Consider the following 15,925-nt stretch of genomic DNA (forward strand, 5'->3'; position numbering starts at 1 on the left):
AATGCCACTATTTACTATCCGAATGCTGCAAGTTTGTTCCAGCGGAACAATTGGTTGGTAGAAAAATAGTTTTCATTATTTTCGTTCCATAGGAACGATTGGTGGTAGACGCCTTGTAAATAATAATTTTAATAATATGGCTAATAGCTATACTCAAATTCATATTCAATTTGTTTTCGCGGTTAAGTACAGAGGCGCCCTTATAAGCGCGGATTGGAAGGAAAGGTTGCACCAATATATAACTGGTATTTTTCAGGAAAATAAACATAAGATGCTTCAAATAAATAGCATGCCCGATCATATCCATATATTTATTGGAATTAGACCACATCAGTCTATTTCGTCGCTCGTTCAAAATGTAAAGACAGAAAGTAGTAAATGGATTAAAGCTCAAAAGCTGTGTTCTTCACCATTTGCATGGCAAGAGGGCTATGGAGCGTTTTCTTACGCTAAGAGCCAGGTCCGTGATGTAGTTACTTACATTAAAAATCAAGAGAAACATCATCAGAAAGAAACATTTTTGGATGAGTACAGAAGGTTTTTGACACGATTTGAAATTGAGTGGGATGAACAATACATCTTTAACGAACCGGAATAGCACCAGGCGTTCCTATGGAACGCTAACCAAAGGCGTATATGCGTCTACCAACCAGATGTTCCGTTGGAACAAATTTTACACGACAGTACTTGAAATATTAACACCGAAAGCTGCAATTATGTTCTGATGTAGCAATGCTTAAATGAGAATACCTCGCAATGAGAATAAGAAGACTTGCTTTGCTACGCTTATTTAATTGTTTATTCTTACGTAAAAAGCATAATTTCGTGCCACATACACTGAAACTTATGGCAAAAATCGCATTAATTACAGGTGCAACAGCTGGCATTGGCGAAGCCTGTGCTAATTTGTTTGCCCGCGAAAAATATGATCTGATCCTCACCGGCCGCCGTTTAGATCGTTTGGAAAAGTTGGCAGCTAAACTCCATAAAAAATATAATGTTGAAGTTGCTATAGGAAACTTTGATGTTAGGGACCGCGACCAGGTGGTAGAGAACTTGGAAAAACTGCCCGCCAGATGGAAAAAGGTTAATGTGCTGATCAACAATGCCGGGCTTAGTCAGGGTCTTGACCCGATACAAAATGGTAGCTTTGACGATTGGGACACCATGATAGATACCAATGTTAAAGGTTTATTGTACGTAAGCAAGGTAGTATCAAACTGGATGATTAAAAATGGTTCAGGGCATATTATCAACCTCGGCTCTATTGCCGGCAAAGAGGTTTATCCCAACGGAAATGTTTATTGCGCAAGCAAGTTTGCGGTTGATGCTTTAACTAAAGGCATGCGGATTGATTTGGTGCAGCATGGCATAAAGGTTAGCACCGTTCAGCCGGGTGCTGTTGAAACAGAATTCTCTGAAGTGCGTTTTAAAGGAGATAAAGAACGCGCGAAGAAAACGTACGACGGTTTTGAACCGCTTAATGCAGAGGACATAGCAGAAACCATTTGGTTTATAGCATCAAGGCCTAAAAATGTTAACATTAATGATATTGTTGTAATGCCCACCGCCCAGGCAAGCGCTACCAATATTTTTAGAAAATGAGAGGATGTGCAGAATATGTATATGTGCAGATATGTAAATGTGCAGATGTGCAAATAAATAATAGCGAAATTCGAAATTGAACATTCGAAATCGAAATAAAAAAGAAACAAATCCGGGATCGAACATTCGAAATCCGAAATAAGATAATCAGAAATAAACAAAAATGTCACTTACAACAAAAATTGATCAGGATATAAAGCTTGCTATGCTGGCTAAACAAGCCGATAGGTTGCAGGCTTTAAGAGCCATAAAAGCTGCCTTATTATTAGCCAGAACAGAAAAAGGCGCTGCCGAAGAAATTACAGAGGATGCCGAGGTTAAGGTATTACAAAAGTTGGCTAAGCAACGCAAAGAGTCTGCCGAGATATACAAAACCCAAAACCGCGATGATCTTTACCAGATAGAAGCAGGCGAACTGAAAGTAATTGAAGAATACCTGCCGCAGCAAATGAGCCGTTTTGAAATTGAAGGCTATTTGCAGGAGTTAATAGGCCGGATAGGAGCCACATCAATACAGGATATGGGCAGGGTAATGGGCATGGCCAATAAAGAACTGGCCGGCCAGGCTGATGGCAGAACGATATCAGAGGTAGTAAAGCAATTATTAGGATAGCGTTATTATTTAATTTAAAAGGTGAAACAAGTAATATACCAGTATAAATAATTGCTTATACTTGCTTCGTTCAACAGAAATATTTGTTTTTAATATTTTATAACGCTCACAAAATACATTTATGAAATTCGTGCTTAAAGAAGGCCATGGTTTTACTTACATTGACGAGGGCGAAGGGCAGGTACTGTTGCTGTTGCACGGGTTAATGGGCGGTTTAAGCAATTGGGAAATTGTTATAGCAGAGTTTAGCAAAAAATACCGTGTTATATTACCCATACTGCCTATTTATGACTTCCCGGTTTTAACAACGGGTGTAAAAACGCTTTCCAAGTTTGTTCATAAGTTTATCAAATTTAAAAAGCTGGAAGATGTTGTACTGCTGGGCAACTCACTGGGCGGCCATGTTGGCCTTGTGTATGCTTTGGCGCATCCGGCTAAGTTAAAAGCCCTGGTACTTACAGGTAGTTCCGGTTTATATGAAAACGCTTTTGGGGGTACTTTTCCGCGCAGGGAGAGTTATGATTTTGTGAAAGAGAAATGCGAGTACACTTTTTACGATCCGGCTGTTGCTACCCCGGAATTAATTGCCGAAGTTTATAAAACCGTAAACGACCGTCATGCCGTAATTAGGTTACTGGCTATGGCTAAGTCGGCCATAAGGCATAATATGAAAGCTGACCTGCATAAGATCCGCTTGCCCGTATCGTTAATATGGGGGCGAAATGATAAAATTACGCCACCTGAGGTAGCCGAAGAGTTTCATCAGCTATTGCCCGATTCGGAACTACAATGGATAGAAAAGTGCGGCCATGCGCCCATGATGGAGCATCCGCACGAATTTAACCGCCTGCTGAAGAATTTTTTAGAGGGTCGGAATATTTAAACTAAGATTATGTTTGCAGCCGAACTGATCAACGACGATATAATCCCTCTGCATACCTCTGACACCATTCAGCGGGCTATGGAGCGCATGACGGAGTTTCACGTAAGGCACCTGCCTGTTGTAAACGAGCAGCAGTTTTTAGGTTTGGTAGCAGAGCCCGATCTGATAGCTGAACCGGATGCCCAAACAGCTATTGGCGCTATAGCCCTATCATTAGTTAACCCTTACGTGCGCGAAGATCAGCACATATACGATGTTATACGCTTGTTTTATGAACAGCAGTTAACCATTGTGCCCGTGCTTGATATCAAAAAAAATTACCTGGGCTGTATATCAATCAATGCCATGAATACCTGGTTCGCCAGGATAACCTCGGTTACTGATCCGGGCGGCATTATTGTATTGGAGATAAGTAATAAAAATAATTCGCTGGCGCATATGTCGCAAATAGTAGAGTCTGATAACGCGCAGATCTTAAGTTCGTATGTGCGTTCTTTTGCAGACTCAACAAAGATGGAGGTTACGCTAAAGGTAAATAAGCAGGATATTTCAAGTATTATAGCCACTTTTTCAAGGTACGGCTACGAAATTAAAGCCACCTTTAACCATAACGAAAACCGCGACAGCGCGATGGATAGGTACGACGCGTTAATGAATTATCTTAATTTGTAGTAGAAAGGTCAATAGTCGATGGACCATAGACCATGGAAAATAACGAATTTAAAACTATGGACCATGGACTATGGTCTATTGACTAAATAAAACATGAAAATAGCTATATACGGCCGCCAGTTTAATGATGCGGCAGTATTTCCATACATCCAACTGGTGTTTGACAATTTGTTGCAGCACCAAGTTGATATATATGTTCATCATCAGCTTAACAAGCATCTTGAAGGTAAAATAAGCACCTCGGCGTATAAGATCCTTAATGCTGATGACCAGATAAAAGGTTTTATTGACGTTTTTTTAACCCTCGGTGGGGATGGAACATTGCTGGATATGGTTAACCTGATAGGCAACACAGGTGTGCCTGTTATGGGTATAAACTTCGGCAGACTTGGGTTTTTGGCCAGCGTTAACAAAAACGACATAGCCTCCGCCATTCAGGCAGTGGTAAATAAGAATTTTACGTTGGACAGCCGGGCGCTGCTGAGCATTGATTCTGAGCAGCATATTTTTGGCGACAGCAATTTCGCGCTTAATGATGTTACTATTCACAAGCGCGATGATTCTGCCATGATAACTACCCATATGTTTTTAAACGGCGAGTTTTTAAATTCGTATTGGGGCGATGGTATAATTATAGCTACACCAACCGGGTCAACAGCTTACTCATTAAGCTGCGGCGGGCCGGTTATGTTCCCGGCATCAAATACAATAATAGTAACGCCTGTATCTCCTCACAATTTAAACGTGCGGCCCATAGTACTGCCCGATAACAGCAGACTATCATTTGAAGTGGAGTGCCGTAGCTCAAATTACCTGCTCTCGTGCGATTCGCGCACAACGGTGATTGACAGCACCATGCGGTTTAAAGTGCATAAGGCAGACTTTGAGCTTAACCTTATCCGGTTAAGCAATGAAAGCTATTTATCAACGTTAAGAAACAAATTATTGTGGGGATTGGATACCCGCAATTACTAAATTTGTTGGATGCCCAAAATTTTAACCGGTATATTTTTAACTTTTATATGCGGCCATGCCTTTGCACAAAGCTGGGAAGTTGGCGCACGCTTTGGCGGGGCCGGTTACATGGGCGATCTGAATACCAACAATCCTATAAAAATATCAGGTATTTCTGCCGGGGGCTTTGTTAAGTATAACTTTAACCCATATTTATCGGCTAAGCTTGGGTATACTTTTGGCAATATTAATGCTGCGGATAGTCTCTCATCCAACTCGCAATTCCGGGACCGTAACCTGAGTTTTTCAACCAACCTTCATGAGGTGAGCCTAACCGGCGAGTTTAATTTTTTAGATTACGTACCATCTGTAAGCAAAAACGTATTTACGCCGTTTATTTTTGCCGGAGCGGGTTTGGTGCGCTACAGCCCCACGGCTGTTTATGCAGGTAACAGGTACGACCTTAGATCACTCACCACGGAGGGGCAAGGTACACCTTACAGTAAAATGGCGGTAGCGATTCCGTACGGAGCCGGTATTAAATACAATTTTTCTGGCCGGTTAAATTTGATTGCAGATATAGGCTACCGCAATGTACGCACTGATTATCTGGATGATGTTAGCGGCAACTATCCCGATCCTGTTAATCTGCCCAATAATCCTCTTTCGCTTGCGTTGTCTGATCGCTCAGGCGAGAGAACAGGTGTTTACCTGGGTGCCCCGAATACGCAAAGGGGCGATAACAGGCGCTTTGATACCTACTTTTTTGTGGGGCTTTCCTTATCATACACCTTTATTACGCCAAAATGCTATTATTAGCATTTACATGTAAGCCATTGTTTTACGTTCAAAAACTTAAAATTTGCCATCATTTATAACGGTATATGCAATTAAGTTTTCTTTTAAGCGCGTATACTAAAAAAGTACAAAGGAAGTTTTACCTTTGTCACCTGAAAAAATGGAGAAGTGTTATCGCGATTAAGTGATGGGACGACCGGATAAAGATGAAATATAAAGACCAGATTGATTTGTTGAAACTACCCAGGCACATTGCTATTATAATGGATGGTAACGGCCGGTGGGCTAAAGAGAAAGGCAAATTAAGGGTTTTTGGCCATCATAACGGGGTAGTTTCTGTGCGCGATGTTGTAGAAGGTGCGGTTGAAGTTGGTGTTAAATACCTTACTTTATATACCTTTTCTACAGAGAACTGGAACCGCCCCAAATTGGAAGTGGCAGCTATAATGGAGCTAATGGTTAATACTATCAATAAAGAAATAAAAACCTTTATGGATAATAACATCAAGCTAAATGCCATTGGCGATCTGCAGTTGCTTCCGGCTAAATGCTTTAAAGAACTTACCAACGCCATGAACACCACTGCTGCAAATACCGGTTTGGTGCTTACGCTGGCATTAAGCTATAGTTCGCGCAACGAGATTTTACAGGCCGCAAAAAATATTGCAGCTAAGGTGAAGGACGGTAGTTTGAACGAAGCTGACATTGACGAGCGCGTTTTTGCGGATAACTTATACACACACAATATGCCCGACCCTGAGTTGCTGATAAGAACCAGCGGCGAGTACAGGATAAGTAATTATTTGCTTTGGCAGATAGCTTACGCAGAATTGTATTTTACACCAAAATTATGGCCCGATTTCAGGAGGGAGGACCTCTTTGAAGCAATACTTGATTACCAAAAACGCGAGCGCCGTTTTGGCTTAACAAGCGAGCAGATCAACTAAATTTTCTCGTTTAACAAAATTTAACAACTGTATAAATTATTTTTAGCCCACTAAAATATTCGAATGAACAAATTTCTGTTTGCTATTCTTTTTTCCATAATAAGTGTTGCTGCCCTGGCCCAGGTACCGGGTCGAACTATTTCCCGACCCTCATCAACATCAGATACTTTAATTATAAATTATAACAACCCCAAAGAGTTTATTATTGGCGGGATAGCTGTTACGGGCACTACTCACCTGGATAAAGACATATTGATCCAGATATCAAAACTGAATGTAGGGGATAAGATAATGTTACCCGGCGAAGCTAATTCAAACGTTATAAAGGACCTTTACGCGCAGCAGCTTTTTGATGATGTACAGCTTAATATTACAAAGATAAATTTGGATACTGTTTATCTGGAGATACAGGTAAGCGAGCATCCGCGCCTATCCAGGATGCGTTTACTGGGGATAAGCAAAGGTAAGGCAGACGATGTGCAAAAAAAGCTAAACGACAAAACCGGCAAAATTGTTAACGAAAACCTGCTGAATACAACTACATCAATTATAAAAAGGCACTTTAAAGAAAAAGGCTATTTTAATACCGAAGTTATAATAAAACAACGCCCTGATCCGAGCGATACTACCAGTGTTATATTGGATGTGAATATAGACAGGAAGAAAAAGGTGATGATACATAAAGTTACCTTTGAGGGTAACAAAGACTTTTCAAAAGGAAAGCTTAAAAAGTTTTTAAGTAAAACACGCGAACGCAGGTTCTATAATATATTCGGTTCAAAGAAATTCAAGGAAGATAAATACCAGGAAGATAAAGAGAACCTGATTGCTAAAATGCAGGATAAGGGTTATAGAGATGCTGCTATTTTATCCGATACAGTAACTAAACATGATGACCGCACAGTTGATGTTAAGATAAATATCTTCGAAGGCCATAAGTTCTATTTCGGCAACATAAAATGGTCTGGAAACGCGCGTTATCCTAACGATATATTGACACGTGTGCTCCGCATTGAAAAAGGCGATGTTTTTAGCGAAGAATTACTTAGCAAAAGGTTAAGTGGCGGCGGGCCAAGCGGAGATGATGTATCATCTTTATATATGAATGATGGTTACCTTACATTCAACTCAGACCCGGTGCAAACCAGGTTGTATAATGATACCATTGATCTGGACATAAGAATTTACGAGGGCCCGCAATACACCATTAACCGTATAACAATTAAAGGTAATGATGTAACCAACGATAAAGTTATACGCCGCGAATTACAGACCATCCCGGGGCAAAAATTTAACAAAGCACTGCTAATTGAAAGTACACGTATTATTGGGCAGTTAGGTAATTTCGACGATACCAAAACAGAGCCGCACCCCGAAAATCTAAATCCTGCAGATGGTACTGTTGACTTGCTTTATAACGTGGTTGAAAAACCATCAGATCAGGTTGAGCTTTCCGGTGGTTTTGGTGGTGGCCAGTTAGTGGGTACGCTGGGGTTAACTTTCAATAACTTCGCGTTAAGAAATCTATTTAATCTAAAAGCCTACAGGCCTTTGCCAAAAGGCGATGGCCAGAAGTTAAGCATACGCGGGCAATCAAGCGGTAGAATTTATCAGAACTTTTCGTTCACTTTTTCTGAGCCTTGGCTTGGTGGTAAAAAACCAATTTATTTTGCCTTAACAGCATATACCCAATTGAGTTCTACCGGGCAGTATTACGCCAAAGACAACCCTAACTACAATTATCTTAGAATAAATGGCGTGGGCGTTACCTTGGGTAAACGTTTAAGATGGCCGGATAACCATTTCCAGCTTAACTACTCATTAAACCTTGACCACTACTTCCTGGATAACTATAATGGTTACCTGTTTTCTAATGGTACGTCATACAACATTAAACTTACGCAGGATCTGAGCCGCAACTCGCTTGATGCGCCTATATATCCAACCACAGGGTCAAATATTAAATTTACGGTGCAGGCTACACCTCCATATTCGTTATTTAATAAGGTTAACTATAATGTTGCTACACCGGCAGAAAGATATCATTTTGTGGAGTATTATAAGTTTAAGTTTGATGCGCAATGGTTTACCAAATTAACCGGCAAGTTGGTGCTTATGTCGCAAATACGCTCAGGCTTCCTGGGTATGTATAACTCAAAGGTAGGCCCATCACCGTTTGAACGCTTTAAGCTCGGTGGCGACGGTATGCAGAGCTATCAGTTTTTACAAGGTAGCGAGATCATTGGTTTGCGTGGTTATACCAACTTCTCTATAGTGCCTTTAGGTAGCAATTATACAGCGTCTAATAACCCTGGTAGTACTATTTACAATAAGTTTACTATGGAAGTTCGCCATCCTGTTATTGCCAGCCCGTCTGCAACCATATTTATGCTGGCGTTTGCAGAGGGCGGTAATACCTGGAACACTTTTTCACAATATAATCCGTTTAATATAAGACGCTCTGTAGGTGTTGGAACGAGAATATTTTTACCTATTTTTGGTTTACTGGGTCTTGATTACGGTTATGGCTTTGATGCTATACCGGGGCAACCTCAAGCCAATAAAGGTCAGTTCAGTTTCTCTATCTCGCAGAGTTTAAGTGGTGGATTTAATTAATTGGAAAAAAAATGAAAAGAAAGATAATTTTAGTTGTTGCATTAACGTTCCTATCGGTAACGGCAGCATTGGCACAGCGCTTTGCATACGTAGACTCGGAGTATATACTAAAACATATACCCGATTATATTTCGGCACAAAAGCAATTAGGTGCTTTGTCTGATCAGTGGCAAAAAGAGGTTGATACCCGTTTTCAGGATATAGACCGCTTATTTAAAGCTTACCAGGCCGACCAACCTTTAATGACTGCCGAAGTAAAGAAAAGACGTGAAGAGGAAATTGTGGTCAAAGAAAAAGAAGCAAAAGATTTTCAGCGACAAAAATTTGGACCCGAAGGTGAGCTTTCGCAGCGCAGCAATGCCATTATAAAGCCGATACAGGATAGGGTTGCAAAAGCTGTGCAGGCTGTGGCCGAAAGCGAAAATCTGGAAGTGATATTTGATAAAAACAGCGAAGTGATAATGTTATACGCTAATCCGCGTTATGACAAAAGCGCTGAGGTAATAACACGTTTAGGTTTAAAACCCGGAGTACTTGCTAAATAAATTTATTATATATATAATCGCACTATTAATTAAACACGAGACAAAAACAATGAAAAATGTATTTAAAGTTGCCTTAGTTGCAGTATGCATGATGTTAGCGGGCAACTTTGCCAAGGCACAAGGTAAAATTGGTTATGTAGCACAAGACGAGGTAATAACTGCACTTCCTGAGCTGAAAACAGTTCAAACTCAAATGGCGGCTTATCAAAAAACCTGGACCGATCAATTGCAAACTATAAATGAAACTGCTAATAAAGTAATAAAAGAGTATCAGGATCAGGAAAAAACAATGACCGATGCTGTTAAATCTACAAAAGTTGCTGAGATCCAGGATATGCAAAGAAGATATCAGGAGCAACAGGAATTGGCTTCAAAAAGCGTTCAAACTAAAAGCGATGAATATATGAAACCGCTTTTTGATAAAGTTAGAGCTGCTATAACTGCAGTAGCAAAAGAAAAAGGTTATTCATACGTTGTTAATACAAGCACAACCGAACTTTTGGTTGCACCTGATGCTGATAACCTATTGGCACCGGTAAAGCTTAAATTAGGTTTAAAATAACCAATCATTTAAAGAGCATTATAAAGCGTTCCAATTGTTGGGACGCTTTTTTTATTTTTGAGGAATAGATAACACCGAATTAAATTTTTAGGGCCAATCTTTTATCTTCAATTAACTAATCTTCATGAAACCCATAGGCATTTTTGATTCGGGCATTGGCGGGCTTACTGTATTCAGATCTATTGCTGCCGCCTTGCCGGAGTATGATTATATCTACCTGGGCGATAATAGCAGGGCGCCATACGGTAACCGCTCATTCAATACCATTCATCAATACACCTGGGAGTGCGTGCAATGGCTTTTCGCACAGGGCTGTCCGCTTATTATACTGGCCTGTAACACGGCTTCAGCAAAAGCCCTGCGCACCATTCAGCAAAAGGATATGCAGGCGCTTGACCCCGCAAAAAGGGTATTGGGCGTTATTAGGCCAACGGCCGAGGTAGTGGGTAACTTTTCAAAAACGGGCGAGATAGGAGTGTTAGGTACTAACGGTACCGTGCAATCAGGGTCATATCTCCTGGAGATAGAAAAATTCTTTCCTGAATTGAAAGTATATCAGCAAGCATGCCCGTTATGGGTACCCCTAATTGAGAGCGGCGAATATGAAAAGCCGGGGGCTGATTATTTTGTGAAGGAATACCTTGACGGAATAATAACGCAATCGGCCAATATTGATACACTATTACTTGCCTGTACCCATTATCCCCTTATTCAGGATAAAATAGAAGCCTACCTACCCCAAAATATAAAGGTGCTGGCCCAAGGTGACATAGTAGCCAATAGTTTGGTTGATTACCTGCAACGTCATCCGGCAATGGAGAAAAACCTAAGCAGGGGCCAAAATAAAATGTTTTACACAACCGATGATACCGCCGAGTTTGACCGCCATGCTTCGCGGTTCTTTTCAGCAACTGTAACGTCATTGCATGTTTCTGTCAGCAAACTGGCATGTAAGTAAGTCGGTAATAAATACTACCAATTTAGTCAACTTATTTAGGTAAGCTGCCTTATTTTATTTAGCATTTGTTAAGTTTGCATCCAAAGCAAACCAAGGGTTGAATTTTTACCTAACATATATTTTAGTTGCAGCGGGCTTATTTGCGTTTTCGGCAGTATTTGCACTATTTGCTGTATACGCCGAGCGTAAAGTTTCTGCTTTTATACAAGACAGGCTGGGGCCAACAGAAGTTGGTAAATTTGGCATGCTGCAAACTGTAGCCGACATTTTAAAGCTGCTCCAAAAGGAAATGATAGTGCCATCAGCAGCTGATAAAGTGCTGTTTGTAGCTGCACCGGCTATTATTTTTATAGCTGTTTATCTGGGCTTTGCTGCGTTGCCATGGGCGCCGGGTTTGGTCCCTTCCAAAATAAATCTGGGCTTATATTATATTTTTGCTATTATATCCATTGAAACCCTGGGCATTTTAATGGCAGGCTGGGGGTCTAACAATAAATACTCCATATTGGGTGCCATGCGGTCGGCAGCGCAGATCATTTCGTACGAGATACCGGCAGGTTTTGCTATAATATCAGTAGTAATGATAGCACAGACCCTTAACTTGCAGGATATAGCCATGCAACAGGGGACACTATCAACAGAAGGCGTAAAATTTTTAGGCTTTTGGGATGTGTCGCACACAGGCGGTATTCTAGCGTGGAACATTTTCAGGGCGCCGCATCTTATCATTGCCTTTGTTATCTATTTTATAGCATCGCTGGCAGAGAGCAACCGGGCGCCTTTTGACATCCCCGAAGCAGAATCAGAATTAGTATCAGGTTTTCATACTGAGTATACCGGCTTGCGTTTTGGTTTGGTATTTTTGGCAGAGTATTCTATGATGTTCCTGGTATCAATGGTAGCAGTAGTGTTGTTTTTAGGCGCATGGAACACGCCGCTGCCAAATATTGGTGCAGTGCATTTAGCAGATGGCACAACCGGAATTGTATGGGGGATATTTTGGATAGCAATAAAGACTTTAACGTTGGTTGGTGCACAAATGTGGATCCGCTGGACCTTGCCGCGTTTGCGGGTTGACCAGTTAATGGACCTTTGCTGGAAAGTGCTAACGCCGCTATCATTTGCCTGTATGCTGGCATCGGGCGTGTGGCGGTTGTGGTTAATGTAGTTTTTTGATTTCGAATTTCGAATGTTCGATTTCGAACTTAATATTTAAGTATAATCTGTGAGATCACTTAACTAATCTGTGAAATCACAATAAATAAATGATAAATAAAGCACTAAACGGATTTTCAACGGCATGGAAGGGGTTATCTCTTACCATCAGTCACCTTTTTGCTTCAAACGCGAAGCGCAAGGTAATTCCTGTTAGTGACGATAATTATTTTAAACAACTGGAAGGCACCAACACTATTCAATACCCTATGCAGGCGCTGCCAAGCCCGGAAGTGGGCCGCTACCAGTTGGATGTGGAGATTGATGACTGCATTGTATGCGACCTTTGCGCTAAAATTTGCCCGGTTGATTGTATTACTATTGAGCAGGTAAAAGCTACGGAATTGATCGGTCACACGTCAGACGGATCACCAAAACGGATCTACGCCGCTCAGTTTGATATTGACATGGCCAAGTGCATGTATTGTGGCTTGTGTACCATTGTTTGCCCTACGGAGTGCATAGTGATGACAGACCAGTACGACAAGAGCGTATTTGAACTGAAAGATCTTAACTACGAATTTTCTAATATGTCGGCCGAGGAAGTCGCTGAGAAAAAAACTTTGCTTGAAAATCAGTTAGCAGAAAAGCAAGCCGCCAAACTTGCTGCCATGAATAAAAAGGAGGGCGGCGCATGAACTTAGCCCAGGTGCTTTTTTATGCAATGGCTTTTATCGCCGTGGCATCAGCATTGTATGTAGCGGCAACAAAAAATTTAGTACGCGGCATTTTTATGTTCTTCGTGACGCTATTCGCGCTGGCAGGATTATATGTTTTGGCAGTGGCCGATTTTGTAGCCGTTACACAGGTAGTGATATATGTTGGCGGTATTTTGGTGCTGATACTGTTCGCGTTTATGCTATCCGGCAAGGATACACTAAATAGCCTTGGCGAGCAAAAGGATAAACTAATAAGCAGTGGCAAAATACCAGGCATTATATTGGCCGTTTTGTTTTTTGCTGCGATGGTAGCCATGATATTAAAAATGGATGCGGATAAGCTGGGCTGGATAAAACAAGCAATTGCTGCTGATAATATTATAAAGCCCACTGATAACGGTTTAAATAACATCGGCATTAACTTAATGACCACCTATTTGCTGCCTTTTGAAGCGATTTCTATTTTACTGATGATGGCATTAATAGGCGCGGCGCATATATCAAGAAAGGAGCCCGACGCATGATATCATTAAATGATTTTCTGATAGTTGGTGCGGCTTTATTTTGCATTGGCTTATATATACTGCTAACCAAGCGCAACGCCATTCAATTACTAATAGGGATTGAACTGATGTTGAACGCAGGCATTTTAAACCTGGTGGCATTTGGCAAATACGATAAGATCAACAACGGCGGACAGATCTTTGCTTTGTTTGCTATAGTGCTGGCCGCAGCTACCACAGCCGTGGCGTTGGCTATAATTTTAACTGTTTACAGAAAATATAAAACCATTGATCCGGGTAGGGTCAATAGTTTGAAGGATTAATATTGGATACCTTTCAACCATATCAGCAAACTTTAATAATACTCCTTGCGTTGGCGGCGGTGTTGCTACCCTTGCTTGCCTTTTTAATTAATGTTTGTTTACCCGGCAGAACTAACAAAGCGGCGGGTTGGGTGTCAACATTGGCTATTCTGTTAAGTTTTATAGGCGCAATTATAATCTTTACCAAACTGTGGAACCAGCCTCAATTGCACTGGCAGTTTAAGTGGTTCACCATTGGCACTACCAACTTGTACGCGGGTATGTGGCTCAATAACCACTCGGTAATTATGCTGTTATTGGTGCCCGCCATAGCATTACCCGTGCACATTTACTCTACCGCTTACATGAAGCACGATGAGCGATACAAGCGCTATTTCACTTATTTAAGCCTGTTCTGTTTCAGCATGCTGGCGCTGGTAGTCGCCGATAGCATGATAACGTTCTACGTATTCTGGGAGTTGGTTGGCTTTTCATCCTACCTGCTTATTGGTTTTTGGTTCACCCGCGAAAAGGCCGTTATGGCTAATAAAAAGGCTTTTATAGTTAACCGCATCGGCGACGTTGGTTTGCTGATAGCTATAATGATAATTTTTGTGCAGTCGGGCAGTTTTGATCTTAACCAACTGTTTGGCAGTTATGGTTTAATTGTGCAATCGCAAACGGTTAACGGGCTTTGGGTAGGAGCAAGCACCACGCTGCCGGTATTTTGGCAGTATGTGGCCTGCGGCGGCGTATTTTTAGCCGTAGCAGCAAAAACAGCTCAGTTCCCTCTACACACCTGGCTGCCTGATGCTATGGAAGGGCCAACTTCGGTTTCAGCTTTAATACATGCGGCAACTATGGTGGCGGCAGGCGTTTTCCTGTTAGGTAGGCTATATCCCCTATTCACACCAACAGAGCTGGATATTTTAGCTGCAATAGGTTGTTTTACTGCGTTTATGGCGGCAACTATAGCCCTAACGCAAAACGATCTGAAACGCATACTGGCTTATTCCACCATATCCCAACTGGGTTTTATGGTCATGGGTATGGGAATAGGTGCATACGCGTCTTCGCTTTTTCACCTGGTTACACACGCATTCTTCAAGTGCCTGATGTTTTTGGTTGCGGGTATAGTAATTCACCAGGTGGCGCATATCAAAGAAGATAATGATCTGGATATAGATCCTCAAAGCATCCTTAACATGGGCGGCCTGCGTAAAAAGCTGCCATTCACTTTTATGACTGCCTTAATTGGTGCTGCCGCGTTAATTGGTTTACCCCTTACCTCTGGTTATCTCTCAAAAGACGGCATCCTGATACAGTGTGTTGACTGGGCCGAGCAACGTAGTGTATGGCACATGCTGATACCCATTGGCGCTATATTAACCACAGGTTTAACCGCTTTTTACGTGAGCAGGTTGATAGTAAAGGTATTTTTCGGGCAGTTTAAGTTAGAAAAATTTCATCCGCATATTAAATTTCACATCAGCGATGGTGGATGGCAGTATAAAGTACCTTTATTTATGCTGGCAGCTTGCTGTTTGTTCCCGATATTCTCATATAATCCGTTTGTATATGAAGATGCCTGGGTGTTCAGCGGTTTTTCTACCGAGACAGGTTTGGATAGGGTAAATATCTACCATACCATTATTCCGCTGGGGGTTAATATTGTAAGTGTGTTTGTTATCTATTTTGCTTACACGGTTTACGTAAAGCGTAATTCGTGGTCTGCACCGCAGCATTCGTTTCTATTTAAGTTGAGTTATAACGAATGGTATTTTGATGCTTTTTACAAAAAGGTTATAGTTGGCGGCGTGCTGATGGTAAGTCGTGCGTCGTCGTGGTTTGATCGTAATATAATCGACGGCTTTATCCACCTGCTGTCAGATTTCATCATTGGACTATCAAAAATTGCCGCGTGGTTTGATTACTATATTATTGATGGCCTGTCGCGACTGCTTACTTTTATTGTACGGATAACGAGTAACTTTATACGCTATTTTCAAAGCGGCAAAATACAGTATTACCTTTTTAGCATGATGGCAATTGTGTTGGTGCTGTTTATTTATTTACTTTTTTAGATTTGAGAA

Annotated in this window: 17 protein-coding genes; all 17 read left to right on the forward strand. The window is 41.3% G+C overall.

Going from position 1 to position 15,925, the window contains the following annotated elements; translation table 11 throughout:
• The first annotated feature begins 136 nt into the window (after nt 1-136).
• The 17 genes from tnpA (at nt 137) to ACVW2L_RS02665 (ending at nt 15,916) form a co-directional block, all read left to right on the forward strand.
• Complete coding sequence (gene tnpA, locus ACVW2L_RS02585) at nt 137-598, forward strand: IS200/IS605 family transposase (RefSeq protein WP_457126390.1); 462 nt, start codon at nt 137-139, stop codon at nt 596-598.
• Nucleotides 599-846: 248 nt separating this feature from the next.
• On the forward strand, nt 847-1,605 hold the full coding sequence (locus ACVW2L_RS02590; RefSeq protein WP_457126391.1) for an SDR family oxidoreductase: 759 nt from the start codon (nt 847-849) through the stop codon (nt 1,603-1,605).
• A 163-nt stretch (nt 1,606-1,768) separates the two neighbouring features.
• Nucleotides 1,769-2,218, forward strand: a complete 450-nt coding sequence (locus ACVW2L_RS02595) for a GatB/YqeY domain-containing protein (protein WP_457126392.1) — start codon at nt 1,769-1,771, stop codon at nt 2,216-2,218.
• Nucleotides 2,219-2,339: 121 nt separating this feature from the next.
• Nucleotides 2,340-3,101, forward strand: coding sequence for an alpha/beta fold hydrolase (locus tag ACVW2L_RS02600; protein WP_457126393.1), 762 nt, complete (start codon nt 2,340-2,342; stop codon nt 3,099-3,101).
• 9 nt (nt 3,102-3,110) lie between these two features.
• Nucleotides 3,111-3,773, forward strand: a complete 663-nt coding sequence (locus tag ACVW2L_RS02605; RefSeq protein ID WP_457126394.1) for a CBS domain-containing protein — start codon at nt 3,111-3,113, stop codon at nt 3,771-3,773.
• A gap of 93 nt (nt 3,774-3,866) precedes the next feature.
• Nucleotides 3,867-4,748: an NAD kinase gene (locus tag ACVW2L_RS02610; protein ID WP_457126395.1), complete on the forward strand. Its 882-nt coding sequence runs from the start codon at nt 3,867-3,869 to the stop codon at nt 4,746-4,748.
• A gap of 9 nt (nt 4,749-4,757) precedes the next feature.
• Nucleotides 4,758-5,546, forward strand: a complete 789-nt coding sequence (gene porG / locus ACVW2L_RS02615; protein WP_457126396.1) for a type IX secretion system protein PorG — start codon at nt 4,758-4,760, stop codon at nt 5,544-5,546.
• Between the two features lie 185 nt (nt 5,547-5,731).
• Entirely contained in the window at nt 5,732-6,472 is a 741-nt protein-coding gene (locus ACVW2L_RS02620) for an isoprenyl transferase (RefSeq protein WP_457126397.1), read from the forward strand.
• 63 nt (nt 6,473-6,535) lie between these two features.
• Complete coding sequence (gene bamA / locus ACVW2L_RS02625) at nt 6,536-9,088, forward strand: outer membrane protein assembly factor BamA (protein WP_457126398.1); 2,553 nt, start codon at nt 6,536-6,538, stop codon at nt 9,086-9,088.
• An 11-nt stretch (nt 9,089-9,099) separates the two neighbouring features.
• On the forward strand, nt 9,100-9,633 hold the full coding sequence (locus ACVW2L_RS02630; RefSeq protein WP_457126399.1) for an OmpH family outer membrane protein: 534 nt from the start codon (nt 9,100-9,102) through the stop codon (nt 9,631-9,633).
• Between the two features lie 49 nt (nt 9,634-9,682).
• Nucleotides 9,683-10,195 carry an OmpH family outer membrane protein gene (locus ACVW2L_RS02635; protein WP_457126400.1) on the forward strand — a complete coding sequence of 171 codons (513 nt, stop codon included), beginning with the start codon at nt 9,683-9,685 and terminating at the stop codon, nt 10,193-10,195.
• A gap of 124 nt (nt 10,196-10,319) precedes the next feature.
• Nucleotides 10,320-11,153, forward strand: a complete 834-nt coding sequence (gene murI, locus ACVW2L_RS02640; RefSeq protein ID WP_457126401.1) for a glutamate racemase — start codon at nt 10,320-10,322, stop codon at nt 11,151-11,153.
• A 97-nt stretch (nt 11,154-11,250) separates the two neighbouring features.
• Complete coding sequence (nuoH, locus tag ACVW2L_RS02645) at nt 11,251-12,321, forward strand: NADH-quinone oxidoreductase subunit NuoH (RefSeq protein WP_457126402.1); 1,071 nt, start codon at nt 11,251-11,253, stop codon at nt 12,319-12,321.
• Nucleotides 12,322-12,418: 97 nt separating this feature from the next.
• Nucleotides 12,419-13,006 (forward strand): NuoI/complex I 23 kDa subunit family protein, encoded by a 588-nt coding sequence (locus tag ACVW2L_RS02650; protein WP_457126403.1) that lies wholly within the window; start codon nt 12,419-12,421, stop codon nt 13,004-13,006.
• Nucleotides 13,003-13,551, forward strand: coding sequence for an NADH-quinone oxidoreductase subunit J family protein (locus ACVW2L_RS02655; RefSeq protein WP_457126404.1), 549 nt, complete (start codon nt 13,003-13,005; stop codon nt 13,549-13,551). Before ACVW2L_RS02650 ends, ACVW2L_RS02655 begins: the two co-directional genes overlap by 4 nt.
• Nucleotides 13,548-13,853: an NADH-quinone oxidoreductase subunit NuoK gene (nuoK, locus tag ACVW2L_RS02660; protein ID WP_457126405.1), complete on the forward strand. Its 306-nt coding sequence runs from the start codon at nt 13,548-13,550 to the stop codon at nt 13,851-13,853. Before ACVW2L_RS02655 ends, nuoK begins: the two co-directional genes overlap by 4 nt.
• 2 nt (nt 13,854-13,855) lie before the next feature.
• Nucleotides 13,856-15,916, forward strand: coding sequence for an NADH-quinone oxidoreductase subunit 5 family protein (locus tag ACVW2L_RS02665; RefSeq protein WP_457126406.1), 2,061 nt, complete (start codon nt 13,856-13,858; stop codon nt 15,914-15,916).
• Nucleotides 15,917-15,925 lie beyond the last annotated feature (9 nt).

This window comes from Mucilaginibacter sp. HD30, from assembly GCF_054061755.1.